The following is a 24040-nucleotide window of genomic DNA, read 5'->3' on the forward strand; positions in this document are numbered from 1 at the left end:
GTTATTGCTCCTCCAAATAAGGCGCGAAGGCGTCGCTGTAGCGACTCACAAAGCCTTCATCGGTCTTCTCAATCAGATAGATCGGGATATCCTGGCTGTTCGCCATCGCCAACGCGGCATCACCGCCCATCACCGAGAAGGCTGTCGCCAGCGCATCTGCATAGGCACATGATGGGTCCAACACGGTTACCGATGCAAGCCGGTGGGTGATGGGCCGCCCGGTGCGGGGGTCGATGGTATGCGAATACCGTTTACCGTCTTTTTCAAAGTAATTGCGGTAATCACCCGAGGTCGCGACCCCCATATCGGTAACGGCAACCGGTAGGACGCCTTCGGCGTCAGGGTCGGGGTTTTCCACCCCGATCCGCCAGCTGTCGCCCCGGGGGCTTTTGCCCGCCATGCGCATTTCGCCGCCGATCTCCACCAGGTAATCGGTGACCCCCAGCGATGCTAGCCACACAGCGGTTGCATCCACCCCGTAACCTTTGGCGATGGCCGACAGGTCCAGCTGCACAGCTTCACGCTTGAGCATTTTGGGCTCAAGCATGTCCATTTCCAGTTTCTGATAACCCACCAGCGCCATCGCCGCATCGATACCGGCCTGATCTGGCACGTACTCGTGCTTCTGCGGGCCAAAGCCCCACAGATTTACCAACGGTGCCACGGTGATATCGAAGGCGCCACCACTGAGCCAACTGACTTCGATGGCCATATTGAGAATGGCATACAACACCGGACTGATGTCATGCCACTCCCCTACTGCCGCGCGATTCAGGCGGTTGAGCTCGGAGTCACCAATGTAGGTCGAGGCAATCGTATTGAAGTGTTCCAGCTGGAAATCCAGATCACGCTTTAGCTCATCAGCGCGCAGCTCACCCGGGTTCACCAGGGTCACATGGTAGGTGGTGCCCATGGTGGCACCACTGATCTGAATAACCGGCTCAGGAGCGGGTTTACAGCCAGCCAGAAACAACAAAAGCAGCACGATGGCTGCTTTTGTTTGGCACATAAGCGCCTTAGCCACCGAAGTCATCCAGCAGGATGTTTTCGGGCTCGACACCCAAGTCTTCGAGCATCTTGATGACGGCGGCGTTCATCATCGGCGGTCCACACATGTAGAACTCGCAATCTTCCGGCGCGTCGTGGTCCTTCAGATACTGCTCGTACAGCACATTGTGAATAAAGCCGGTGAGACCCGTCCAGTTATCTTCAGGCTGGGGATCTGACAGGGCCAAATGCCACTCAAAGTTGTCATTCTCTGCAGCCAGCTTGTCGTACTCGTCCACGTAGAAAGCTTCGCGCAGCGAGCGAGCACCATACCAGAAGGAGATTTTACGCTTGCTGTTGAGACGCTTGAGCTGATCAAAGATGTGCGAGCGCATCGGTGCCATACCAGCACCACCACCGATAAAGACCATCTCGGCCTCGGTTTCCTTGGCAAAGAACTCACCGAAAGGACCGTACACTTTCACCTTGTCGCCGGGCTTGAGGTTAAACACCCAGGAAGACATTTTACCGGCAGGCAGGCTCAGGTTATTCGGCGGTGGGGTCGCTGCACGAATATTGAACTTCACAATGCCCTTCTCTTCCGGATAGTTCGCCATGGAGTAAGCGCGGATGACCGTTTCGTCTACCTTGGACTCAACGTTGAAGAAACCAAAGCGCTCCCAATCGCCGCGAAATTTCTCGGGAATGTCAAAATCCGAGTACTTCACATGGTGAGGCGGACACTCCAGCTGAACATAACCACCAGCGCGGAAATCCACGTTCTCGCCCTCTGGCAGTTGCAGAGTCAGCTCCTTGATGAAGGTCGCCACGTTCGGGTTCGACGCAACAGTACATTCCCATTGCTTCACACCGAATACATCTTCGGGCACTTCAATTTTCATGTCCTGTTTAACCGGTGTCTGACAGGACAGACGCCAGCCTTCTTTGGCTTCGCGGGGGCTGAAGTGGGCTTCTTCAGTGGCCAGCATGGAGCCGCCCCCCTCTTCGACGATGCACTTGCACTGGGCGCAGCTACCGCCGCCACCACAGGCAGAGGCCAGGAACACGCCCTGGTTTGCCAGGGTGCCCAAGAGCTTGTCGCCAGAGGGCACCGTGATGGTCTTTTCGCCGTTGATAACAATATTGACGTTGCCGCTGCTCACCAAACGTGAACGGGCAAACAGGATGATGAACACCAACGCCAGAACGATCGCGGTGAACATACCAACGCCGAGAACAACTACCGTATTCATTAAAACGCCTCCAGTATCTCTTCTCGGTTACAGGTCAATGCCGCCGAAGGACATAAAGCCCAACGACATCAGACCAACGGTAATAAAGGTAATGCCCAGACCGCGCAGCCCTTCGGGCACATCGCTGTACTTGAGCTTCTCGCGAATCCCAGCCAGGGCCATGATCGCCAACGCCCAGCCAGTACCCGCGCCAGCACCATAGACAACCGATTCACCCAGGTTATAGTCGCGCTCCACCATGAACAGCGAGCCACCCATGATGGCGCAGTTTACGGTGATCAGCGGCAGGAACACGCCCAGGGCGCTGTACAAAGCGGGAACGAACTTATCCAGAAACATTTCCATGATCTGAACGATCGCGGCAATAACCCCGATGTAACTCAGCAGACCGAGGAAACTCAGATCCACTTCCGGGTAGCCGGCCCAGGCCAGAGCGCCCTCACGCAACAGGTTGTCGTAGATCAGGTGGTTAACCGGAACGGTGATGGTGAGTACCACGATAACGGCAATACCCAGGCCAATGGCGGCCTGAATCTTTTTGGAGATCGCCAGGAAGGTACACATCCCCAAGAAGAAGGCCAAAGCCATGTTCTCGATAAAAACGGACCTCACGAAGAGGCTAATAAAGTGTTCCATTTAAAAAGCCTCCTTAACGCTGCGAGTGTTCTTGGTGATTTTGAATTCCTCTTTTTCGACCTGCTCTTTCTTCCAGCTGCGCAGCCCCCAAATGAAGAAGCCGATCAGGAAGAAGGCGCTGGGTGGCAACAGTAGCAGGCCGTTAGGCACATACCAGCCGCCATCGGTGACCAGAGGCAGAATTTCAATACCGAACAGCTTGCCCGAGCCGAACAGCTCACGGATAAAGCCAACGCTGAACAACACAACGCTGTAACCCAGGCCATTGCCGACACCGTCGATAAAGCTCGCCACCGGCGGATTCTTCATCGCGAAACCTTCAGCACGACCCATAACGATACAGTTGGTAATGATCAGGCCGACAAACACCGACAGCTGTTTGCTGATGGCAAAGGCGTAGGCTTTCAGCACCTGGTCAACCACGATTACCAGGGAGGCGATAATCACCATCTGCACGATGATTCGGATCGCACCGGGAATGTGATTGCGGATGCATGACACCAAAAAGCTGGAGCAAGCGGTTACCAGAATCACGGAGATACACATAACCAGGGTGACCTTCAGACTCGAAGTCACTGCCAATGCCGAACAGATCCCCAGGATCTGCAGGGCAATGGGGTTATTTTTAAATACGGGACTGGTAAGGGCTTCTTTCAATGTTGCCATGGCTTAGGCCTCCCCTGACCGAAGGTTTTCGAGAAATGATTGATAACCCATCTCGCCCATCCAGAAGCGAATCAGGTTAGAAACACCGCGGCTGGTCAAGGTCGCACCGGAAAGACCATCGACCTTGTTTTCCGCACCGGGCGTGGATTTGTCCACATTGCCCTTCACCAATTCAATGGCAACGTCGCCGTCGTCATAGATTTCCTTGCCGGGCCACAAACCCTTCCACTTGGGGTTATCGACCTCACCGCCGAGCCCGGGGGTTTCACCATGCTCGTAAAAACCCAAACCGGCCACGGTATTGAAGTCGCCCTCCAAGGCCAGGAAACCGTAGAGAGTAGACCAAAGGCCATAGCCGCGAACTGGCAGAATCACCTTTTGATAATCGCCAGGCTCACCGACCAGATACACCTCGGCAAAGTTTTCCCGCCGTTTGATCTTGGCCAAATCTTCGCTGGCATTGAGATCAATCGAGGTCTCGGGATTACCCGCAGCCTTTTTCTGGTCGAAGTTTTTCGGGGCAACTTCATCGGTGAACTTGCCGGTACGCAAATCCACGATACGGGTGGTGATCTGAGCGAATTGCTCCTCCACGCTGCTATCCGCTTTTAGCATCCCGGCGGCGGCGAGAATATTCGCCTTCCGGTCCAGCGCCTTGTTGGCTACCTGGGCGGGTTTGAGCAGCACTGCTGCACTGGCCACAACCAGTGAGCAGGCGATACAGAGGGTAAACGCAACGATCAGCGTTTTCTTAATACTGTCATTACTAGCCACGTGCCAACCTCCGCTTGATATTCGCCTGCACAACAAAATGGTCGATCAGAGGAGCAAACAAGTTGGCAAACAGAATTGCCAGCATAATGCCCTCGGGGAAGGCCGGGTTGACCACCCGGATCAGTACGGTCATCACGCCGATCAGTGCGCCGAAAATGAACTTGCCTTTATTGGTCATGGATGAGGACACCGGGTCGGTGGCCATAAAGATCATACCGAAGGCAAAACCGCCCACCACCAAGTGCCAATTCCAGGGCATTGCCATGATGGGGTTGGTGCTTTCGATGGAGTTGAACAGTAAGCTGGTCGCCACCATACCGCCGAACACCCCCAAGACGATGCGCCAGGACGCGATACCCGTCCACAGCAGTACCGCACCACCAATCAGGATGGCCAGAGTTGAGGTTTCCCCCATCGAACCGTGGATGTTACCCAGGAACGCGTCCATCCACGACATTTTGGCTTCCAGCGCGGCCATACCGTCACTGGCGGCAACCGACAGCGCAGTGGCACCGGTGTAACCGTCAACCGCGGTCCATACCGCATCGCCCGACATTTGCGCCGGGTAGGCAAAGTAAAGGAAGGCACGGCCGGTCAGTGCGGGGTTGAGGAAGTTCTTACCCGTGCCGCCGAACACTTCTTTGCCGACAACGACACCGAAGCTGATACCCAGTGCCACCTGCCACAGCGGGATGCTGGGCGGGCAGATCAGGGCGAACAGAATCGAGGTAACAAAGAAGCCTTCGTTAACCTCGTGGCCGCGCTTCATGGCGAACAGAACTTCCCAGAAACCGCCGACGATAAAGGTGACAGCGTAAACCGGGATGAAATACCAGAAACCGTGCCAGAAGTTGTCCCAGATGCTGCTGGGATCGTAACCGGCAAACAGCGCGATCATCGCATGACGCCAGCCTTCGCCAGCCGCCAGACCACTCTCGGCCATGATCGTGTTGGCCTGGAAGCCAATATTCCACATGCCATAGAACATCGCCGGGAAGGCACAAAACCAAACCGTGATCATGATCCGCTTCAGATCAACCCCATCGCGCACATGGGCGGTGGATTTGGTGACTGAACCGGGTGAATAGAAAATAGTATCGACCGCCTCATAGAGGGCATACCATTTTTCGTAACGGCCGCCTTTCTCGAAATGCGGCTCCAGGTCATCTAAAACTTTTCTCAGTCCCATGGCTTAACCCTCTTTCTCAATACGAGTCAGGTTGTCCCGCAAAATGGGACCGTACTCGTATTTGCCTGGACAGACGTAGGTACACAGGGCCAGATCTTCTTCATCCAGCTCCAGGCAGCCCAGTTGTTGGGCCATCTGGGTATCACCCACAATCAATGAACGCAGCAACTGGGTTGGCAAAATATCCAGCGGCATTACTTTCTCGTACGCGCCCACGGGTACCATGGCTCGCTCACTGCCGTTGGTGTTCGTGGTGTACGCCACCTTGGGCGAGAGAAACTGGCTCAAGTAGATACGCAGCGATGAATGCTTTTTGGCACCCGGCGACAGCCAGCCCATAAATTCGCGCTCTTTGCCCTCTGCCAGCACGCTAACCTGATTGTGGTAGCGTCCCAGATAGCAAACGGCGCCGCGGGCGGTGCGACCACCTAGCACCGAACCCGAAACGAGACGGTTATCCCCCGGTTTCACCTGGCCAGCAACCAGCTCCTCCAGGTTGGCGCCCAAGCGGCTACGCAACAAGCGAGGCTGGTCGACCTGAGGGCCGCCCAAGGCAACAACGCGCTCTGCGTTCAGCTTACCAGTGGTGAACAGGCGGCCAATGGCGATCACGTCCTGATAACCCACGTGCCACATCACCCGCTTCAGGCTGGCGCCTTCGAGCATATGAATATGGGTGCCGGGCAAGCCTGCGGGATGAACACCGCCAAAGGTGCTCACATGAAGCTGGTCGTTATCCAGGCTGGGGATATCGGCATCGGGCGCAACGCAGAGGTAAACCTTGCCGGAAGTCAGACGTCCGATAACCTCAAGGCCATTGGTGAAATCCTCTTTGGCATCGGCAATCACCACCGCCGGATCAGCAGCCAGTGGGTGAGTGTCGATCGCCGTGACAAAAATCGCCGTAGGCTCGGTTGCCGGTGCCGGCACCTTGCTAAAAGGGCGCGTGCGGAACGCTGTCCACAAACCGGAGCTAACTAAGTTTTCTTTTACTTTCTCAGCGCTTAGAGAAGAAAGCTCGCTTGGCTTATAAGCCGAAAAGCTCTCAAATTCATCCTCTTCAACATCAATCACGACCGATTGAAGCACCCGCTTCTCACCGCGATTGATTGCAGAGATAACACCGGTCGCCGGCGCGGTGTATTGCACACCCTCGGTTTTCTTATCGGTAAAAAGCAGTTGACCGGTTTTCACCCGGTCCCCCACTTTCACCGACATAGTCGGTTTCATCCCCACATAATCGAAGCCGATAACGGCGACAGATCGCACTTTGGGCCCGGCCTCGATGCGCTGTTCAGGCGCACCGGTAATAGGCAGGTTTAGCCCCCTGTTAATAGTAGTCATAAGGTTGTAACACTCTTACGGTTAAACGCGAAATTGCAATTCTGCACGATCTCGGGCGTTGAGAAGCGCCCCGGGAGGGTGGATACCGGCCCCAAAAAAGTCGTTGTTTCAGCTACGCAGATGCCCTGACTAACAGGGCATCCATAAGCGCGCTTGCGCACAACGAGGGCCTTTCAATTCTGACACTTACCCGTCGCCCCCTCCCTATCGACGGGCCTGTGACTTATTCCTTCGGATAAACGGCGTAGTTCACCCCAGCCATTTGCTCCAGTACGCGGTGTACTTGGCAGCTGTAACCAAACTCGTTGTCGTACCAGCAGTACAGAACGGCAGACGTGCCGTTCACAATGGTCGCTTCACTATCAAACACACAGGCATGACGCGAACCGACAAAGTCACTGGACACGACTTCAGGCGAGTTGGAGTAATCGATCTGCTTACGCAACGGCGAATGGAGTGCCACTTTGCGCATGTACTCATTCAACTCGTCTTTGGTCGTGGCGGTCTTCAGGTTCAGCTTCAGAATCGCCAGAGAAACGTTAGGCGTTGGCACCCGAATAGCATTGCCGCTCAACTTACCAAGCAACTGGGGCAATACTTTACCCACTGCCTTCGCCGCGCCGGTTTCAGAAATAACCATGTTCAATGGCGCGCTGCGACCGCGGCGATCGCCCTTATGATAGTTATCGATCAGGTTCTGGTCATTGGTGTAGGAATGCACGGTCTCAACGTGACCGCTTTCAATTCCAAAATGATCATCCAGCACTTTCAGTGGTGGCGCGATGGCGTTGGTCGTGCAGCTCGCGGCAGAGATAATGGTATCGCTGTCTTCGATAATGTCGCTGTTGATACCGTGAACGATATTTTTCATATCGCCTTTGCCGGGCGCAGTCAGAATCACCTTGGACACCCCGGGGCAACGCAAGTGGACTGACAGACCGTCGGCGTCGCGCCATTTGCCCGTGTTATCCACCACGATCGCATCGTTGATACCGTACTGGGTGTAATCGACCTCTTCGGGAGAAGCCGCATAGATCACCTTAACCTCCACGCCATTGGCAACGAAGGACTGGCGCTCTTCGTCTACCCGGATGGTGCCCTCAAAGGGACCGTGGACAGAGTCACGACGCAGCAGGCTGGCGCGCTTCACCAGGTCGTTCTCAGCGCCGCCTGGGCGAACAACAACGGCTCGCAGACGCAGGTTTTCGCCACCACCGGCTTTCTCAATCAGCAGTCGTGCCATCAGACGACCGATACGGCCGAAGCCGTAGAGCACGACATCACGGGGTGGACGAACCGGTTCAGTCGAGCCGCCGATCAGGCCCGCGACCTGCTCTTTAACGAACTCGTCAACCGATTTACCAGCGGGTTTGCCCTGCTCTTCAAAGTTAACCGCAATACGGCCAGCATCAATGTGGGCGGTGCCCAGATCCAGAGAAGCAAGTGCGCGAATGACGGGGAAGGTTTCAAACTCGGAGAGCTCGTTTTGCTCAACCTGGCGCACAAAGCGGTGCGCTTGCATGATGTCCAGAACTGAAAGGTTTACCAGGTTCTTTCCATAGATGTAGGTTTTTACGTTATTGGTCCGGTAGAGTTTACCAATCAGGGGAATCATCCCCTCTGCGAGAGCTTCGCGTTCTTTCCAATCGGCGAAGTAATCATCGGGACGCTCACGTCTTCTTTCAGTCACGGCTGTACCTTTGTGCTTGCGGCGGGAGAAAATAGTGCGCGTATTATCTTTATTACGGTCGTTCAGTTCAACTGTCACTCAGTAGCAATCACCTAATAGATCGGTGGCAAGCGATAAAAATTTTGGCTTTGCTGCCAAACAAGCTGGAACAGAGGTGCGACAGCGCACTTATTGAACCCCACTCAAACAATTGCCAACAGCAGCCGACAACGCAGCTGTTACGGCAGCGGGCGCAACCAGTTACAATGCCTCGTTTTTCACCTGACAGAATTCAGCGACCTGTGATTACACTGCCCGCCACGCCGACACCTTGGCAAGATAACCAGCGCTGGGGCCACCTGCCCAGCGCCGCCCGGGGCCTGATCATTGCCAGCCTCTGCGAAGACACCGACTCGCCACTGTTGGTGGTGTGCCGAAACTCGGCATCGGCCTACCAGCTTGAGCAGGCGTTGGCCTTTTTCACTACCTCGAACGTGCAGTTATTACCCGACTGGGAAACCCTGCCCTACGATAACTTCTCGCCGCACGAAGACATCATCTCCGATCGGCTCAAAACCTTGAGCCGGCTGCCCGCCTGGAAGCGGGGGGTGTTGATCGTTCCAATCACCACGCTGATGCAGCGTTTGGCGCCGCCCACCTACGTCGCCCAGCACAGCCTGCAGCTTAAGGTCGGCGCGACCCTGGACCTCGGCGAGCTGCGCCTGCAGCTTGAGCGCAGCGGCTACCGCAACGCCACCACCGTGTATCAGCACGGTGAATACGCCCTGCGGGGAGCCATCCTCGATATCTTTCCAATGGGCTCTGGCCAGCCGCTGCGCATCGAGTTGCTGGACGACGAAATCGACAGCATTCGCGAGTTTGATCCGGAGACCCAACGGGGCACGGCGCGGGTCGACGAGGTCGATCTGCTGCCGGCCAAAGAATTTCCCCTCGACGAGACTGGCATCGCTCTGTTTCGCCGCCAATGGCATGAGCGCTTCGACGTCGACCACCGTAAATGCAACCTGTATCAGGACGTCAGCGATGGCATCGCCCCGGCAGGTGTGGAGTACTACCTGAGCCTGTTTTTTGAACAGACCTCAACGCTCTTCGATTACCTGCCTGAAGGGGTAAAACTGATCACCGAAGCCGGCGTTGAAGACGCCGCCCAACACTATTGGCAGGACATCAACCAGCGCTTCGAACAACGCCAGGGCGACCTGCAAAGGCCGGTACTGCCGCCATCAAGCATCTTTCAGCCGGTGCCCGAGCTGTTTGCCAACCTGAAGCCCTATCCCAGAATCACCCTCTGTGCCAACAGCCAGGCCACAGAGAGTGGCGGCTTTGACTTCCCCTTTGAAGACGGTCCCGCCCTTGCGGTGGACGCAAAATCAGACGACCCCATCGCGCCGCTCAAAGCCTATGCCAGCACTCGCCGCCTACTGCTGTGCGCCGAGTCAGCTGGCCGCCGGGAAGCCCTGCGAGATCTGCTGCGCCGCCAGAAAATGGATGTTGCCGAGTTTTCATCCTGGAAGGACTTCAAAGCCAGCCAGCACCCCTTGGGGATCACCGTGGCCCCCCTCGAAGGGGGATTCAGCTGCGACCAAGCCCCCCGCTTTGCACTGGTATCTGAATCCCAACTGTTCGGCCGACGAGTATCCCAAGACCGGCGCCGCAAAAAGCCCGCCGCCAATCCCGATCTGGTGGTGCGCAATCTGGCCGAGCTGCGCCCCGGTGCACCCGTCGTGCATGCCGACCACGGGGTCGGCCGCTATCTCGGCCTGCAAACCTTGGATGTTGATCGCGAGGCCAACGAATTCCTGACCTTGGAGTACGCCGAGGGGGCTAAACTTTACGTGCCGGTGAGCAACCTGCACCTGATCAGCCGCTACAGCGGCAGCGACGAAGATCACGCGCCTCTCCATCGCCTGGGTTCCGACCAGTGGAGCCGCGCCAAACGCAAAGCCGCCGAGAAAATTCGCGACGTGGCAGCCGAGCTACTCGATATCTATGCCAAACGCGGCGCCCGTCAGGGACGCTCCTTCACCCTGGACGAGACCGACTACCAGCTGTTTGCCGAAGCCTTCCCCTTTGAAGAGACCCCGGATCAGAAAACAGCCATTGAGGCAGTCATCACCGACATGAAGGCCACCCAACCCATGGACAGACTTGTCTGTGGGGATGTGGGCTTTGGCAAAACCGAGGTGGCCGTGCGGGCCGCCTTTGTGGCAGTACAGAACAACAGTCAGGTGGTGGTTCTGGTGCCCACCACCCTGCTCGCCCAACAGCATTTTGAATCCTTTCGCGACCGCTTTGCCGATCTGCCAGTCACCGTCGAGGTACTGTCCCGCTTTCGCAGTGCCAGCGAGCAAAAAAGCGTGCTTGAGGGTCTGGCCGACGGCAAGGTCGATATTTTGATTGGCACCCACAAGCTGCTCAGCAGCGAAATTAAATACCGGGAGCTGGGGCTGGTGATTATCGATGAGGAGCACCGCTTTGGCGTTCGCCAAAAGGAAGCGCTAAAGAACCTGAGAGCCGAGGTAGATATTCTCACCCTCACCGCCACGCCGATTCCCCGCACCCTGAATATGTCCATGTCGGGGATTCGGGATCTGTCCATCATAGCCACCCCACCGGCCCGGCGACTGTCGGTAAAGACCTTTGTTCGCGAGCGAGATGACGCCCTGGTCAAAGAGGCCATCCTTCGGGAAATTCTGCGGGGCGGTCAGGTGTACTACCTCCACAACGAAGTCAAAACCATCAACAAGGTTGCCCGGGATCTCCAAGAGATGCTCCCCGAGCTGCGCATTGGCATTGGCCATGGGCAGATGCGCGAGCGCGACCTGGAACAGGTGATGAGCGATTTTTATCACCGCCGCCACAACGTGCTGCTGTGTTCGACCATCATAGAAACCGGCATCGACGTACCCAACGCCAACACCATCATCATTGACCGGGCCGATAAGTTCGGCCTGGCCCAGTTGCACCAGCTTCGCGGACGAGTCGGCCGCTCCCACCATCAGGCCTACGCCTATCTGCTCACCCCGCCCACGAAACAGCTCACCGTGGATGCACAAAAGCGACTTCAGGCCATCAGCGAAGCTGACGACCTCGGTGCCGGTTTTACCCTGGCTACCCACGACATGGAAATTCGGGGCGCTGGGGAGTTGTTGGGCGAGGAACAAAGCGGCCAGATCCACTCGATCGGTTTCACTCTGTATATGGATATGCTCGACCGGGCGGTAAATGCCATTAAGTCCGGACGTACCGTCGATTTGGAGAACAGCAGCGAAGACAATGTGGATATCAACCTGCGCCTGCCCGCGCTCATCCCAGATGATTACCTGCCCGACGTGCAGAGCCGCCTGATGATCTACAAACGCATTGCCAGCGCTAAAACGACCGATGAGTTGCGCGAGCTGCAAGTAGAGATGATTGATCGCTTCGGCCTGCTCCCAGACCAAACCAAGAACCTGTTCCGGGTATCGGAGCTGCGCCAGCGCGGCGCCGCGCTGGGCATTAGCAAAATGGAATTTTCGGCCGGGGGTGGCCGGGTGGAGTTCAGTGAGCGAACCCAGGTCGATCCGCTGAAGCTGGTGAAGCTGGTGCAGGCCTCTCCCACGGAATATCAATTCGACGGCGCCACTGCATTAAAATGCAAAGCCGACTTGGAAAGTCCAGCGCAACGTTTTGAATATATAGAAGATTTGCTGGACAAGCTGGAACCCTAAAGCGATAACTGCGATAGTAACTGCCGCCGCCTACTGGACACAAAATGCCAATGAGCACACTGCGATTGAAAATAACGCTGGGACTGCTGCTGATACTGGTGCTGCCGGTTACCGTCAGCGCCAAAGAGAGAGAATTCCAGATTGACTTGTTGGTGTACGCCAACAATGACCCCAGTGCGGCATTTTCAGAAAACTGGCCCGACAACCTCCGCCTGCGCTATCCCAGCAACTGGCGGGCGCTCCCGCCGGTGGGCAGCACGGACCGAGAAATCACCCGCGTCGCCACGGTTGCGCCCGAGTTCGCCAAAACCCTCAAGTCGATGAGCCTGTCATCCCGATATCGCAAGCTGATTCAGGCGAGCTGGCGACAAACCTTGACCAAGCGCAGCCGGGCACCTGCCATTGTTATTCAGGGCGGCGACCCCAGTGGCGAGCATTTCGAGCTAGAGGGCTATATCAAAGTCGCCGTAGAGCGCTACCTCTACATCAGCACCGACTTGTGGTTTACCCGCTTTGGCGGCAACGGTGGCAATTATTATCTCCCCATGCCGCCTTACAAGCCCGGCGCCAATGAGCCGGTCGAACCCGACTTTGACAGTTTATTTGCGGCCGATGATCTCGACATTGAGCAAGGACCAGATACAGCGGATTCCGGCACTGCCAGCCCGGCGCCAGTGGCCAACGCCACGCCGATTAATCGCATCGTGGTCATGAATCAGGAACGCCGTCTGCGCAGTGGCGAATTGCACTTCCTCGATCATCCCTTGTTTGGTGTGCTGGTAATGATCAGCAACGCCGACGATTTGCCGCCTGTTGAAGCCGCGCCTCAGGAGCCCACACCGTAGGGGCGCTTACACTTGCAAACGCCGCAGACTCGCCGCCAGCAATTGCTTTACCTGCGCCATGCCGGTATCCAGCACGCGGCGGATGTCATCCATGGTGATTAATGCCTCAGTCTCTCCCGCAGCGGGATTCACCACCAGGCATACCGAGGCGTAGTCCATCTCCAGCTCCCGCGCCAATGCCGCCTCGGGCATACCGGTCATTCCAACCAGATCATTACCATCACGCGCCAGGCGCCGTATCTCCGCTGCGGTTTCTAGTCGTGGCCCCTGGGTTGCCGCATAACATCCCTCGGGGACAATGGGCATCGCCAGTGTTTGGGCCGCACTGATCAGCTGCTGACGCAGCGATTCACTGTAAGGGTAGCTAAAATCAATATGCTCAACCGCGCCATCTTCGCCGTCAAAGAAGGTGTGCTCCCGACCCCAGGTGTAATCATTGAGCTGATCGGGAATAGCGATCACCCCCGAGCCAAAGCGGCTGCCAATGCCGCCCACTGCGTTCACTGCGAGAATCTGGGTAACGCCAACAGAGTGCAGCGCCGACAAATTGGCCCGGTAGTTAATTTTGTGCGGCGGAATCGAGTGCTTGCCGCCATGACGGGGCAAAAACAAAAACTCCAGGTCATCAAACTGCAGTGACTGCAAATCGGCGCTGGGCGCCCCATACACGGTATTGATCCGGCGAACTTTACCGGGCTGTACCCCGGGCCAATCGCACAATCCGGTTCCACCTATCACCGCCACTTTATGCGCCATGAGTTTGCCTGCCTTCAATTGCTGATTCAGATTGATTTGCGAATGCGATGGGATCGATTTTCAACGTGGTGGTCGGGTAAGCCACATCGGCACCCAGTTCATGAATAATGGCCATCACCTGGAGCAACACATCCTGCTTAACGGCGTGATACTCCACCCAATCCCGGGTCTTGGTAAAGGTATAAATGAAAAAATCGAGGGAGGAGGCATTGTACTTGTTGAAGTTGACTATCAGGGTGCGGCCCAGGTCGATATCGGGGTGGTCCTCCAACATTGCCTTCACCCGGCGAATAATTTCCGGCATCAGGTCGGCATCCTGGTAGCGAACACCAATGGTTTCGTAAATCCGCCGATTGAGCATCCGGGAGGGATTTTCCACCGCAATTTGGGCAAAGGTCGCGTTGGGTACATAGAGCGGCCGTGAGTCAAAAGTGCGAATGCGGGTCAGCCGCCAGCCGATATTCTCCACCGTCCCTTCAATATCTTTGTCCGGCGAGCGAATCCACTCACCGACCGAAAAGGGTCGATCCAGATAAATCATCAAGCCGCCAAAGAAGTTCGACAGCAGGTCTTTCGCCGCAAAGCCCACGGCAATGCCCCCAATCCCGCCAAAAGCCAGCACACCGGAAATGCTGTACCCGAGGTTTTGCAGCACCATGAGGCTGGCCACGATGATCACCGTGCTGCGCACCAGCTTGCCCAGCGCCATCACCGTGGTTTGATCGACCGGCTCATCGGCGTTGCGGTATTCGTCCGACAGCAGGCGCCGCTCGACCTGACGCACCAGCGACACCAGGAACCAGGCCAGAATCAGGACCACCCCCATTGCACGAGCCGAGGACAGCAGCGGGAAAATTTCAGCATCGGTGGAATTGCCCACCACCTCCAACACGTAGCTCGCGCCCACCGCCCAGAGCATGAGGATCAAAGGCCGGCGGCTGGCTTCCAGCAAGGAGTCGTCCCACAGGTTGTGGGTTCGGGCAAATCGCACCGCCAGGCGTCGCAAAAAAGCGCTCAACAGCAGATTGGCGCTCAACACGACCAGCACCGCGATAATGACCTCGCCCATCCAGGGATACTGTTCTGGCTGATATTCGGCCCACCACTGCTGCAACATGCCCTGCTACCTCCGCTGCCCGGTTATTCAGATTGCTTACTAAGGGTGGCAAATATATAAAAAACCAGCCTAAAAAACCCATTACTTTTTTGGGACAGGAAGATTAAGTTTGACCCATACACAAAAATAACAGGTGTAAATAAAGCGAATTCACGCTTTTTGTCTTTTGGGTATTAGCATCGAAGCACCTCGGGAAAATACAGACTCGGCTAACACAGTAGCTGTGTTAGCGTTAGTTCAGGCTCGCATGTTGGAGGAAACAATATGGCCGCTGTAAGACCACAGGTAGGACGCTGGTACAAAGAACTTGAGATGGGACAGGTATTTGAGGTGGTTGCCATCGACGATATGGGCACAGTCGATGCTCAGCTCATTGATGGCGAGCTGTGCGAATACGACAGCGAGAGCTGGCGTCAGCTGACACTGGAAGCCATTGAAGAACCGGAAGATTGGCGCAACGCCTTTGAGTTGAGCGACGACGACTTCCGCGATTGGGACGACACCATTGTTCCAGAAACGTGGACCAGCCCGCTCAATGAAATCGAGTCCGACGTCATTAACGGGATTCTCGACGATTACTGAGTAAGGCCCCGACTCTCCCTCCCTGCTCCCGCCATCTTCGGCGGGCCTGCCGCGCTGTTTTCATCGCCAGCACCCCTTGCCATCCCACGCAGCAACTCGCCTCCAGCTTGCTGTAGTGCTTGTCGCAAAAAGAAGGTTGCACACCTGTGATTACTGTATATACTCACAGGTACTGTATAGATAACCAGATACCGAGACAGCGCAAATATGGAAAAGCTAACCGCAAGACAGGCTCAGGTTCTGCAACTTATCCGCAACCATATTGATGACACTGGCTACCCACCCACCCGGGCCGATATCGCCAGGGAACTCGGCTTTCGCTCAGCCAATGCTGCCGAAGAGCACCTCAAGGCCCTGGCCAGAAAGGGAGCAATCGAAATTATTGCCGGCGCCTCCCGGGGCATTCGCCTGCCGGAGTCACAGGGCATTCCTATCATTGGCCGGGTTGCAGCGGGTAACCCCATTCTGGCAGAGCAAAATATTGAAGATTACTGCGATATGCCCGCTTCGATCTTTTCTCCCAGCGCGGACTACTTTCTTCGTGTTCGCGGCGACAGCATGATCAACATCGGTATTTTCAATGACGACTTACTGGCCGTGCACCGTTGTAACACCGCGCTGAACGGCCAGATTGTGGTGGCGCGCATTGATGATGAAGTAACGGTAAAACGCTTCAAGCAGCACAAGAACAAGTATCAGATCAGCCTGATTGCCGAGAACGATGACTACGCGCCCATTGAAGTAGACCTGCGTGAGCAGGATTTTGCTATCGAAGGGCTCAGTGTTGGCGTACTGCGCCGGGGGAATTAATGATGTCTAACATTGAACAGCTGTCTTTGTATCAAGATCACGCCAACACCAACAGCAGTGCTGCCCTCAGCGCGCCCCGTCCAGAGCGGCGCGAGTCTAGCAAGCCAGATGAAGCCAACATGCTGGACCAGGCCAGCGGTCTGAACGAAATCAAATTGACAGGCAACAGCCATATGGCCAAAGCCCTGCTTGCCGGAGTGTTGCTGGAGTTGAGCGGTAGCTCGGATCAACGCTGGGTATGCTGGGTTGGACCTCGCCCCCTGAAACCCCTGCTCGACGCCGGCAGCAGCCTCAGAGGCCAGCGAATTCTTCAGGTGGTTGCCCAGAACGACAATCTTTGCCAAATCGCTGCCAGGGCGCTGGAAACAGGCCGCAGCCATACCGTTGCCTTGCTGGTTAGCGAGACGCTCAGCAGCGCTCAGCAGAAATTGTTGTCAGATGCCGCCCGGGCGGGCAGTGCAGAGTGCCTGATTATTCGAATGGCGTAATGACGCCCGGCACCCATTGGTAATTAATGCAGGGTCTTTGATGTGTCCATGTCGAGGGTGTCGACTTCGTCTTCTTCCTCGGCGTTCAAGGCCGCCTCATCGTCCATCACCGCAGCGGCTTCAAGCCCTGCCTGAACCATAGCGCGGGCTACCTCCAGGCAAGATCCGGTGATATGACGCCGAGTTTCGTCGGAAAACTGGATTACAAGCAAGGGCTTCTCGTCACTCTCTGCTTTCTGCAGGACGATATCGCCGTTCGCTAATTCCACCAATTCAAGATATGACAGCACAAACGATTCCTTGGTCATTGAGGCCCCTCATCAGGCGCCGTAGCCGGTAGTGTACCAAATGGCATTGCAACGCTGCTAATTTTGCTGGCCTGCAAAATGGGCGGCGTGGCACTTGGCTTACACGCGCTGCTTTCAGACTACGCCCACTGACGGGGGACAGGCAAGGAAAGATGGTGATGGCGGTCAGGCGCAGCGGTGCGCGGCACCTCGATTTTGCGACCCTCAGTACTCCATCAGCGTCGCCCGGTGGCGATTGATGATACTGAGCAATTCGTCGTACCACTGTTGCAACTCATCCACGTCGCGGGAGTGGGTGGCCAGGCTGTCCCGGGCGATCAGACCAGAAACTTCCGCCGTCATTACCGCGCCCGGCGCATTGATAAAAGTCTCGCTCACCATGGCCTTGAGCCAAGCGGTGTGGCGCTCCCGGTCGGCCAGCTCCACGATTTCCGGCGGCATCTCTCGGCCTTCAAAATCCCGGGCAAAGTAATTTCCGGCAGGCAATTGCTGAGGAAATTTAGGCTGTTGGGTGATCATATCGGCAAGGTGGGCGCGGTAGGCCAGCTGTAATTGCCAAACCACCGCATCGGCCATCGCCCTGGGGTAATGGCCACCCCAGTGGGCGCCGCCCTCCTCTGCAAGGGCGGCGAGAAACTGCTTGGCAAAATGGGTATGCAGATTGCACTGCCCGCGATAGGACTCTCTCATTGCGCGTGTCCCTCCGGTTACTTGGCCGACTTTTTGGCTTTGGCGTTTTTATCCCGCACCTGCCATTTGCCACCCTCGTAAAAGGCCGACCAGCCCGATGGCTTACCGTCGACTTCAGACTGGACATACTGCTCTTTGCTCTTGCGGCTGTAGCGAATAACCGTGTCCCTGCCCTCGTCATCCTGCACCGGCGCAGAGAACAAGAAAGTGTACTTAGGATCAATCTCGGCCTTGTGAGGAAGAATCTCCTTCACCAAGGGCGCGCGGGTCTCCCGATTACGCGGGAAGCCACTGGCGGCCAGAAACAGCCCCGAAGCACCGTCGCGCAGGACGTAGTGGTCGTCGACTTTCTCGCACTGGAGTTCGGGCATGTCGACCGGATCCATCTTCGGCGGCGCGGGCTCGCCGTTCTTGAGCAACTTCCGGGTGTTTTTACAGCTTTCGCTGGTACAGCCAAAATACTTGCCGAAACGACCGGTCTTCAATTGCATTTCCGACCCGCACTTGTCGCATTCGATGGTCGGTCCTTCATAGCCCTTGATTTTGAAGGCGCCCTTCTCAATTTCAAAGCCGGCACAATCGGGGTTGTTGCCACAGATATGCAACTTGCGACCTTCATCAATCAGGTAGCTTTCCATGGCGGCATTGCAGATCTTGCAGCGGTGCTTGCTGCGCAGTACCTTGGATTCCGCCTCGTCATCTTCGCTATCGATGCTGACGAACTCTTCACCGGGAACGAGATTGATTGTTTGCTTGCAACGCTCCTTGGGCGGCAATGCGTATCCCGAACAACCCAGAAATACCCCGGTGCTGGCGGTGCGAATCTGCATGGGACGGGAGCAATTTGGGCAGCTAATATCGGTCTCGGTCGGCTGGTTGCTGCGCATCCCCTTGGGGCCATCTGCCTCCGCGGTTTCCAGGGCCTGCTGAAAGGCGCTATAGAATTCATCGAGCAGCTTTTTCCAATCCTTATCGCCCGAAGCCACGCTATCGAGGGACTCCTCCATGCGTGCGGTAAAGCCATAATCGAGCAGATTGCTAAAGCTTTCGACCAGGCGATCAGTAACGATATCGCCCATCTTTTCAGCGTAAAAACGACGACTCTCTACTTTGACGTAGCCCCGATCCTGGATCGTCGAAATGATGGAGGCGTAAGTTGAAGGCCGGCCAATACCACGTTTTTCAAGCTCTTTGACCAGCGCCGCTTCGGAGTAGCGCGGGGCTGGCTTGGTGAAGTGCTGACTGGGATCGACTTTGACCAGCTTCAGGGCATCGCCGACTTTGACATCGGGTAGTACCTGATCTTCGTCTTTTTTGCTCTGCATGGGCGGCTGCACTGCCATAAAGCCATCAAAGCGGACCACGCGACCCCGGGTGCGCAACTCAAAGTCGCCAGCATTGACCACCACCGAGGTGCTGGTAAATTCGGCCGGCGCCATCTGACACGCCACAAATTGCCGCCAAATCAGTGTGTATAGCCGCTCAGCGTCGCGTTCCATTCCCTGAAGCTGGGTCGGCTGTACATTGACATCCGAGGGACGGATCGCCTCGTGAGCCTCCTGCGCGCCTTCTTTACTGCTGTAAGACAGGGGCGCATCCGGCAGATAGGCCTTGGCAAAATTATTGCCGATGTACTCTCGACAGGCCTGCACCGCCTCCTGGCTAAGGTTGGTCGAGTCGGTACGCATGTAAGTGATGTAGCCCGCCTCGTAAAGCCGCTGAGCCAGCATCATGGTTTTCTTCACCCCAAACCCCAGCCGCGTGCTGGCGGCCTGTTGCAGGGTAGATGTGATGTAAGGCGCCCCTGGTTTGGAGCGAGTGGGTTTGTCCTCTCTCGCGGCAACCTCAAATTGGCTTTCCTGGAGGGCCGCCACCGCTGCCATCGCACTGGTCTCATCGCCGGGACGGAAGTTTTCGCCGCCCTGCTTTTTCACCTCCAGCCGCAGCGCCCCGGCATCTGCCTTGGTGTCGGCAAACACTTGCCAATATTCCTCGGGCACAAAGGCGCGAATTTCCTTTTCCCGCTCAACAATCAGTCGAACCGCAACTGACTGCACGCGGCCAGCTGACAGGCCTCTGGCAATTTTCGCCCACAGCAGTGGCGACACCATATAGCCAACAACCCGGTCCAGAAAACGCCGCGCCTGCTGGGCATTAACCCGATCAATATCCAGTTCAGCCGGACGCTCGAAGGCTTCTTTGATCGCCTTTTTGGTAATCTCGTTGAACACCACCCGGCGATAACGTGACTCGTCTCCGCCAATCGCCTCACGTAGGTGCCAGGCGATCGCCTCTCCCTCCCGGTCAAGGTCCGTCGCGAGGTAAATGGTGTCGGCTTTTTCGGCCAGCTTTTTCAGCTCGCTAACCACTTTTTCTTTGCCGGGCAGTATTTCATAGTGGGCAGCCCAACCGTTTTCCGGGTCCACCCCCATCCGGCTGACCAACTGCTGTTTGGCCTTCTTCTTTTTATGAATTTCTTTCTGCTCGGCGGACATTTTGCGGGTTTCGGCCGCTGCTTTAGCCCGCGCCTTGGGGTCGACCGGCTTGGAATTGCTGCCACTGGTCGGCAAATCCCGAATATGACCCACGCTGGATTTCACGACGAAATCCGCGCCCAAATACTTGTTAATGGTCTTGGCCTTGGCGGGTGACTCCACAATAACGAGAGATTTGGCCATAGTGTCCTTCTACAATTCGTTGAATCTGCGACGCCAGCGGCTGGCGAGGCGACATATATAAGTGTTCAAAATCCGGGGGTCAAGGACATTCGCGACAAGTAAAAGCCACAACCAAACTATAACGAGCTTTCCATATCGTCGCTAACCCTTTCAAATCGAAGAATTTTTTCCCCATCAATTTCAACATATTCCAAGAACATCTGGCTTGGTCTCACCCAGAGTTCGCGCTCGCCGTAGAGCGGCCGATATACCACCACCACTTCACCCGTCTCACTGTGACGAGCTGTGCCGTAGACCTCGTACAGCCCTCCTTTATAGTGCCGGTATTTACCCGGGGCTGGCCCCAGCGCCATTTCACTCAACATGTCACCTGTGACTTCAGGCATTGATCACCGCCTCCCCCTTTTTTGTCTCAAGACCGCCATCGCGAATGATGATTTCAAGGACCTGCGACAACGCTTCAACCGTCTGTTTGTCTGCCCGGCGCTCGCGCCAATAGAGGCTCAATCCCAGACCGGTATACTCCAGCAACTCCGCATCCTCAGGAAAACGCTGCTGGCCAATAATCTCCCGCAAGGGGTCGTCGACGGCCAGCTCGTCATCCTGGGGCTCATCCTGGGGTGTCAACCAGAGAATCCAGCGATTGCCGGGCTGGCGATTGTGAATGGGCCGGGTGTAGCTCACCACTCTCTCCTGCGCCTCCCGGCGGACCCGCTGCCGCCGGGTCTGAGGAAGCGTCGTCACCCTGACCTGAAGCCCCTTCAGGCGCGCCGCTTCGCGCAGGCGAGTTTGCCGCTGCTGTCGGGGGCTCGGCAAAATCCAGATTATCGGTGCCAGCATAAAGGCGATGACGGCGATACCAATCAACCATCCCATTTTTATCTCCCTGTTTTCGGCCGTTTAGTGTAGCCCAGTATCCCAATAACCCGCTGCGGGCGGGCGCAGTGCTTGTTCACAACGAGCCCGGATTGTACCCAAGCCCCGCGTGAATAAATTGACTGACATTCAAAATCGCCAACAATCTCTAAAGATTTGATTCACGTCACCACAGACAGCGATTTACGCGCTAACCTGTTTTTACCGATAGCGAGTTTTAAAGATCGAGAGCCAGATTCGCCTCGCCCGCAAACTCCAGGAGAAGCACCCATGCCAAATTATCAAAAGATCATCGCCGCCATCGACCTCTCTGAAGAGGCCAAGCCCGTCCTGGAACGCGCGGCCGGAATGGCAAAACATCACACCGCCGAACTGCATTTGGCCCATGTTGTTGAGCCACTGAGCATGGCCTATGGCGGTGACATTCCAATGGATTTCGCCAGCATTCAGGAACAGCTGCAAGAACAGGCTGAGGCGGGCATGAAATCCTTCGGTGAGCATTTTCAGGTGTCTGCCGAGCGACGCCATGTGCTGGTAGGCCAGCCTGACCAGCAAATCCACCAGCTCAGCCAGGAGCTCGGCGCAGACTTGATTATTGTCGGTAGCCACGGCCGCAAGGGTTTGGCCCTGCTGCTCGGCTCCACCGCCAACGGCGTACTTCATGGCGCCACCTGCGATGTGTTGGCGGTGCGGGTCGGCAAAAAAACTGACTGAGCGCTTATTCAGCCAGTTCCAGCCAGCGCTCCATACACTGATCCAATGCTTCCTGCAGGGCACTCAGCTCAGCCATGGCCGCCGCCACCAGCGCCCCATCTTGCTGGTAGAACTCAGGCTGACCGGCACGCTCAGTCAAGACGGCAATTTCCGCCTCCAATGCCTCAATTTTGGCGGGCAATCCATCCAGCTCGCGCTGATCTTTGTAGCTGAGCTTTTTCGGCTTGCTCTGGCCGGATTTCACCGCATTAGACTTGGTCTCATCGCCAGTCCCACGGCTTGCCGCAGCCGCCTTCGCCTGATCAGCCTGCCGACGCTGGTAGGCAGCCACATCGGTATAGCCACCAATATGCTCGCTGATCACCCCATTGCCCTCAAATAAAAGGCAACTGCTGGCAACACTGTCAACGAAACTCCGGTCGTGGCTGACCAGCAATACCGTGCCGCTAAACTCCACCAGCAGACTTTCCAGCAAATCCAGCGTATCCATATCGAGGTCATTGGTCGGTTCGTCCATGACCAGCACATTGGCCGGCTGACTGAACAGACAGGCAAGCTGCACCCGGGCCCGTTCACCACCAGACAGTACCCCAAAATGACTTCTGGCCCGCTCGGGAGTAAACAGGAAATCGCTGAGATAACTCATGATGTGGCGATCCTTGCCGTTCACGGTGATGCTGTCCCGGCCCTGACCAACAATATCGACCACGCGCTGATTCTCATCCAGGCGATCACGAAGCTGGTCAAAGTAGGCGATATTAAGCTTGGTGCCCTGGCGCACTTTGCCGCCCGTGGGGTCAAGCTCGCCGAGGATCAGTTTCAGCAGCGTTGTCTTACCCACACCGTTGGGTCCAATCAAGGCCACTTTATCGCCTCGGCAAATTAACGTGGACAGGCCGTTAACCAGTTGTTTGCCGCCAATCTGGTAGCTGACATCAGTCAGCTCTGCCACAATCTTGCCAGTCTGCTCGGCAACATTGACGGTCAGCTTGGCATTGCCGCCCACCTCCCGCCGCGCCGCACGTTCCCGGCGCATCTGCTCCAGGGCCCTGACCCGCCCCTCATTGCGGGTGCGTCGAGCCTTGATTCCTTGGCGAATCCAGACCTCTTCCTCAGCCAGGCGCTTGTCAAACAGCGCCGCCTGCTCCGCCTCGGCCTTAAGAAACTGCTCGCGCAACTCCAGATAGCGGGAGTAGTTCGCGTCATAGCTGCGCAAATGGCCCCGGTCCAATTCCACAATCCGGGTGGACAACTTTTCAATGAGCGCCCGGTCGTGGCTGACAAACAGCACGCAGCCGGAAAAACTCATGATCGCCTGCTCGAGCCAAAGGATCCCCTCAATATCGAGGTGGTTGGTGGGCTCGTCTAGCAATAGAACGTCCGGCTCCGAGACCAGGGCCCGGGCCAAAGACACCCGCCGCAGCCAGCCGCCGGACAAGGCGCTGAGTGGCGCTTCAGGATCGAGCTGCAGGCGGCTGATGACGCTGTCGATACGCTGCTGAAACAGCCAGCCGTCGGCACTTTCTATTTCTGCTTGAAGCCGCTCCATTTCTTTCAGCCCGGCGGCATCGGGCGCACTGGCAGCGAGCTCGTGGTAACGGCTTAACACGGCGCCTAACTCCGCCAGGCCTCCCGCCACCACCTCGTACACCCTGCTCTCAGGATCAGCAAAATCCAACGTCTGCTCCATGCGGCTCACCACCAGACCCGGCTTGCGCCAAATATCACCGCTGTCGGCCTGTAGACTACCGTCGACAATTCTGAGCAATGTCGATTTACCAGAGCCATTGCGGCCCAGCAGGCACACCCGCTCTCCCGGCTGCAATAGCAGCTCTGCGTTGTCGAAAATGACCTGCTGGCCAATGTGATGCTGTAGCTGTGTGACTCTTAACAAAGACATAAAATATTCTCTTGTCGCCCCCTGGAG

The 24040-nt window shown here is 56.5% G+C and carries 22 protein-coding genes; 6 read left to right on the forward strand and 16 right to left on the reverse strand.

Annotated features, from left to right (window positions below; genetic code table 11):
• Window position 1: 1 nt before the first annotated feature.
• The 8 genes from NCG89_RS01760 to NCG89_RS01795 form a co-directional block, all read right to left on the reverse strand.
• Window positions 2-1009, reverse strand: a complete 1008-nt coding sequence (locus tag NCG89_RS01760) for an FAD:protein FMN transferase (RefSeq protein ID WP_251088055.1) — start codon at window positions 1007-1009, stop codon at window positions 2-4.
• 7 nt (window positions 1010-1016) lie between these two features.
• Entirely contained in the window at window positions 1017-2240 is a 1224-nt protein-coding gene (nqrF, locus tag NCG89_RS01765) for an NADH:ubiquinone reductase (Na(+)-transporting) subunit F (protein ID WP_251088056.1), read from the reverse strand.
• Between the two features lie 27 nt (window positions 2241-2267).
• Window positions 2268-2876 (reverse strand): NADH:ubiquinone reductase (Na(+)-transporting) subunit E, encoded by a 609-nt coding sequence (gene nqrE, locus NCG89_RS01770; RefSeq protein ID WP_251088057.1) that lies wholly within the window; start codon window positions 2874-2876, stop codon window positions 2268-2270.
• Window positions 2877-3542 carry an NADH:ubiquinone reductase (Na(+)-transporting) subunit D gene (locus tag NCG89_RS01775; protein ID WP_251088058.1) on the reverse strand — a complete coding sequence of 222 codons (666 nt, stop codon included), beginning with the start codon at window positions 3540-3542 and terminating at the stop codon, window positions 2877-2879.
• Window positions 3543-3545: 3 nt separating this feature from the next.
• A complete protein-coding gene (locus NCG89_RS01780) occupies window positions 3546-4316 on the reverse strand; it encodes a Na(+)-translocating NADH-quinone reductase subunit C (RefSeq protein ID WP_251088059.1) in 771 nt (256 codons plus the stop codon).
• Window positions 4309-5505 (reverse strand): NADH:ubiquinone reductase (Na(+)-transporting) subunit B, encoded by a 1197-nt coding sequence (locus NCG89_RS01785; RefSeq protein WP_251088060.1) that lies wholly within the window; start codon window positions 5503-5505, stop codon window positions 4309-4311. Before NCG89_RS01785 ends, NCG89_RS01780 begins: the two co-directional genes overlap by 8 nt.
• Before the next feature lie 3 nt (window positions 5506-5508).
• A complete protein-coding gene (locus NCG89_RS01790; protein WP_251088061.1) occupies window positions 5509-6849 on the reverse strand; it encodes a Na(+)-translocating NADH-quinone reductase subunit A in 1341 nt (446 codons plus the stop codon).
• Between the two features lie 223 nt (window positions 6850-7072).
• Window positions 7073-8464, reverse strand: coding sequence for a glyceraldehyde-3-phosphate dehydrogenase (locus NCG89_RS01795; RefSeq protein ID WP_432757895.1), 1392 nt, complete (start codon window positions 8462-8464; stop codon window positions 7073-7075).
• 320 nt (window positions 8465-8784) lie between these two features.
• Between NCG89_RS01795 and mfd the strand changes: the two genes are divergently transcribed.
• Entirely contained in the window at window positions 8785-12249 is a 3465-nt protein-coding gene (mfd, locus tag NCG89_RS01800; protein ID WP_432757879.1) for a transcription-repair coupling factor, read from the forward strand.
• Window positions 12250-12299: 50 nt separating this feature from the next.
• Entirely contained in the window at window positions 12300-13094 is a 795-nt protein-coding gene (locus NCG89_RS01805) for a CsiV family protein (protein WP_251088064.1), read from the forward strand.
• A gap of 6 nt (window positions 13095-13100) precedes the next feature.
• Here NCG89_RS01805 and NCG89_RS01810 read toward each other — a convergent pair whose 3' ends face one another.
• A complete protein-coding gene (locus NCG89_RS01810; protein ID WP_251088065.1) occupies window positions 13101-13850 on the reverse strand; it encodes an S-methyl-5'-thioinosine phosphorylase in 750 nt (249 codons plus the stop codon).
• Window positions 13840-14967: a mechanosensitive ion channel family protein gene (locus NCG89_RS01815; protein ID WP_251088066.1), complete on the reverse strand. Its 1128-nt coding sequence runs from the start codon at window positions 14965-14967 to the stop codon at window positions 13840-13842. The genes NCG89_RS01810 and NCG89_RS01815 overlap by 11 nt, the downstream gene beginning before the upstream one ends.
• 264 nt (window positions 14968-15231) lie before the next feature.
• Here NCG89_RS01815 and NCG89_RS01820 point away from each other — a divergent pair, with 264 nt between their 5' ends.
• The 3 genes from NCG89_RS01820 to NCG89_RS01830 all read left to right on the forward strand — a co-directional run bounded on the left by NCG89_RS01820 (window position 15232) and on the right by NCG89_RS01830 (window position 16847).
• On the forward strand, window positions 15232-15549 hold the full coding sequence (locus NCG89_RS01820) for a DUF6763 family protein (protein WP_251088067.1): 318 nt from the start codon (window positions 15232-15234) through the stop codon (window positions 15547-15549).
• A gap of 207 nt (window positions 15550-15756) precedes the next feature.
• The gene (lexA, locus tag NCG89_RS01825) at window positions 15757-16359 is read left to right on the forward strand and encodes a transcriptional repressor LexA (RefSeq protein WP_251088068.1); all 603 of its coding nucleotides are present in this window, start codon (window positions 15757-15759) and stop codon (window positions 16357-16359) included.
• Window positions 16359-16847: a hypothetical protein gene (locus tag NCG89_RS01830; RefSeq protein ID WP_251088069.1), complete on the forward strand. Its 489-nt coding sequence runs from the start codon at window positions 16359-16361 to the stop codon at window positions 16845-16847. Before lexA ends, NCG89_RS01830 begins: the two co-directional genes overlap by 1 nt.
• Window positions 16848-16870: 23 nt before the next feature.
• Here the strand turns inward: NCG89_RS01830 and NCG89_RS01835 are convergent, their stop codons facing one another.
• The 5 genes from NCG89_RS01835 to NCG89_RS01855 all read right to left on the reverse strand — a co-directional run bounded on the left by NCG89_RS01835 (window position 16871) and on the right by NCG89_RS01855 (window position 21399).
• Complete coding sequence (locus NCG89_RS01835) at window positions 16871-17155, reverse strand: hypothetical protein (protein WP_251088070.1); 285 nt, start codon at window positions 17153-17155, stop codon at window positions 16871-16873.
• 204 nt (window positions 17156-17359) lie between these two features.
• A complete protein-coding gene (locus tag NCG89_RS01840; RefSeq protein ID WP_251088071.1) occupies window positions 17360-17845 on the reverse strand; it encodes a hypothetical protein in 486 nt (161 codons plus the stop codon).
• Window positions 17846-17862: 17 nt separating this feature from the next.
• The gene (gene topA / locus NCG89_RS01845) at window positions 17863-20523 is read right to left on the reverse strand and encodes a type I DNA topoisomerase (protein WP_251088072.1); all 2661 of its coding nucleotides are present in this window, start codon (window positions 20521-20523) and stop codon (window positions 17863-17865) included.
• A gap of 116 nt (window positions 20524-20639) precedes the next feature.
• A complete protein-coding gene (locus NCG89_RS01850) occupies window positions 20640-20909 on the reverse strand; it encodes a DUF1653 domain-containing protein (RefSeq protein WP_251088073.1) in 270 nt (89 codons plus the stop codon).
• Complete coding sequence (locus NCG89_RS01855) at window positions 20902-21399, reverse strand: hypothetical protein (RefSeq protein ID WP_251088074.1); 498 nt, start codon at window positions 21397-21399, stop codon at window positions 20902-20904. The genes NCG89_RS01850 and NCG89_RS01855 overlap by 8 nt, the downstream gene beginning before the upstream one ends.
• Window positions 21400-21669: 270 nt before the next feature.
• On the opposite strand from NCG89_RS01855, the gene NCG89_RS01860 reads away from it, so the two are divergent.
• Window positions 21670-22113, forward strand: coding sequence for a universal stress protein (locus tag NCG89_RS01860; protein WP_251088075.1), 444 nt, complete (start codon window positions 21670-21672; stop codon window positions 22111-22113).
• A gap of 4 nt (window positions 22114-22117) precedes the next feature.
• On the opposite strand, the gene NCG89_RS01865 is transcribed toward NCG89_RS01860, so the two are convergent.
• Window positions 22118-24013 (reverse strand): ATP-binding cassette domain-containing protein, encoded by a 1896-nt coding sequence (locus NCG89_RS01865; protein ID WP_251088076.1) that lies wholly within the window; start codon window positions 24011-24013, stop codon window positions 22118-22120.
• Window positions 24014-24040 lie beyond the last annotated feature (27 nt).

The sequence above is a fragment of the Spongiibacter taiwanensis genome, from assembly GCF_023702635.1.
GTDB classification, from domain to species: Bacteria; Pseudomonadota; Gammaproteobacteria; order Pseudomonadales; family Spongiibacteraceae; genus Spongiibacter; species Spongiibacter taiwanensis.

Coding starts and splice junctions, on each gene's coding strand:
- NCG89_RS01775 (WP_251088058.1), bottom strand. CDS start 3,542: ATGGCAACATTGAAAGAAGCCCTTACCAGTCCCGTATTTAAAAATAAC.
- nqrF (WP_251088056.1), bottom strand. CDS start 2,240: ATGAATACGGTAGTTGTTCTCGGCGTTGGTATGTTCACCGCGATCGTT.
- NCG89_RS01790 (WP_251088061.1), bottom strand. CDS start 6,849: ATGACTACTATTAACAGGGGGCTAAACCTGCCTATTACCGGTGCGCCT.
- lexA (WP_251088068.1), top strand. CDS start 15,757: ATGGAAAAGCTAACCGCAAGACAGGCTCAGGTTCTGCAACTTATCCGC.
- NCG89_RS01795 (WP_432757895.1), bottom strand. CDS start 8,464: ATGATTCCCCTGATTGGTAAACTCTACCGGACCAATAACGTAAAAACC.
- NCG89_RS01840 (WP_251088071.1), bottom strand. CDS start 17,845: ATGAGAGAGTCCTATCGCGGGCAGTGCAATCTGCATACCCATTTTGCC.
- NCG89_RS01810 (WP_251088065.1), bottom strand. CDS start 13,850: ATGGCGCATAAAGTGGCGGTGATAGGTGGAACCGGATTGTGCGATTGG.
- NCG89_RS01830 (WP_251088069.1), top strand. CDS start 16,359: ATGATGTCTAACATTGAACAGCTGTCTTTGTATCAAGATCACGCCAAC.
- NCG89_RS01785 (WP_251088060.1), bottom strand. CDS start 5,505: ATGGGACTGAGAAAAGTTTTAGATGACCTGGAGCCGCATTTCGAGAAA.
- NCG89_RS01805 (WP_251088064.1), top strand. CDS start 12,300: ATGAGCACACTGCGATTGAAAATAACGCTGGGACTGCTGCTGATACTG.
- nqrE (WP_251088057.1), bottom strand. CDS start 2,876: ATGGAACACTTTATTAGCCTCTTCGTGAGGTCCGTTTTTATCGAGAAC.
- NCG89_RS01760 (WP_251088055.1), bottom strand. CDS start 1,009: ATGTGCCAAACAAAAGCAGCCATCGTGCTGCTTTTGTTGTTTCTGGCT.
- NCG89_RS01815 (WP_251088066.1), bottom strand. CDS start 14,967: ATGTTGCAGCAGTGGTGGGCCGAATATCAGCCAGAACAGTATCCCTGG.
- topA (WP_251088072.1), bottom strand. CDS start 20,523: ATGGCCAAATCTCTCGTTATTGTGGAGTCACCCGCCAAGGCCAAGACC.
- NCG89_RS01855 (WP_251088074.1), bottom strand. CDS start 21,399: ATGGGATGGTTGATTGGTATCGCCGTCATCGCCTTTATGCTGGCACCG.
- NCG89_RS01860 (WP_251088075.1), top strand. CDS start 21,670: ATGCCAAATTATCAAAAGATCATCGCCGCCATCGACCTCTCTGAAGAG.
- NCG89_RS01850 (WP_251088073.1), bottom strand. CDS start 20,909: ATGCCTGAAGTCACAGGTGACATGTTGAGTGAAATGGCGCTGGGGCCA.
- NCG89_RS01865 (WP_251088076.1), bottom strand. CDS start 24,013: ATGTCTTTGTTAAGAGTCACACAGCTACAGCATCACATTGGCCAGCAG.
- NCG89_RS01820 (WP_251088067.1), top strand. CDS start 15,232: ATGGCCGCTGTAAGACCACAGGTAGGACGCTGGTACAAAGAACTTGAG.
- mfd (WP_432757879.1), top strand. CDS start 8,785: ATGCCTCGTTTTTCACCTGACAGAATTCAGCGACCTGTGATTACACTG.
- NCG89_RS01835 (WP_251088070.1), bottom strand. CDS start 17,155: ATGACCAAGGAATCGTTTGTGCTGTCATATCTTGAATTGGTGGAATTA.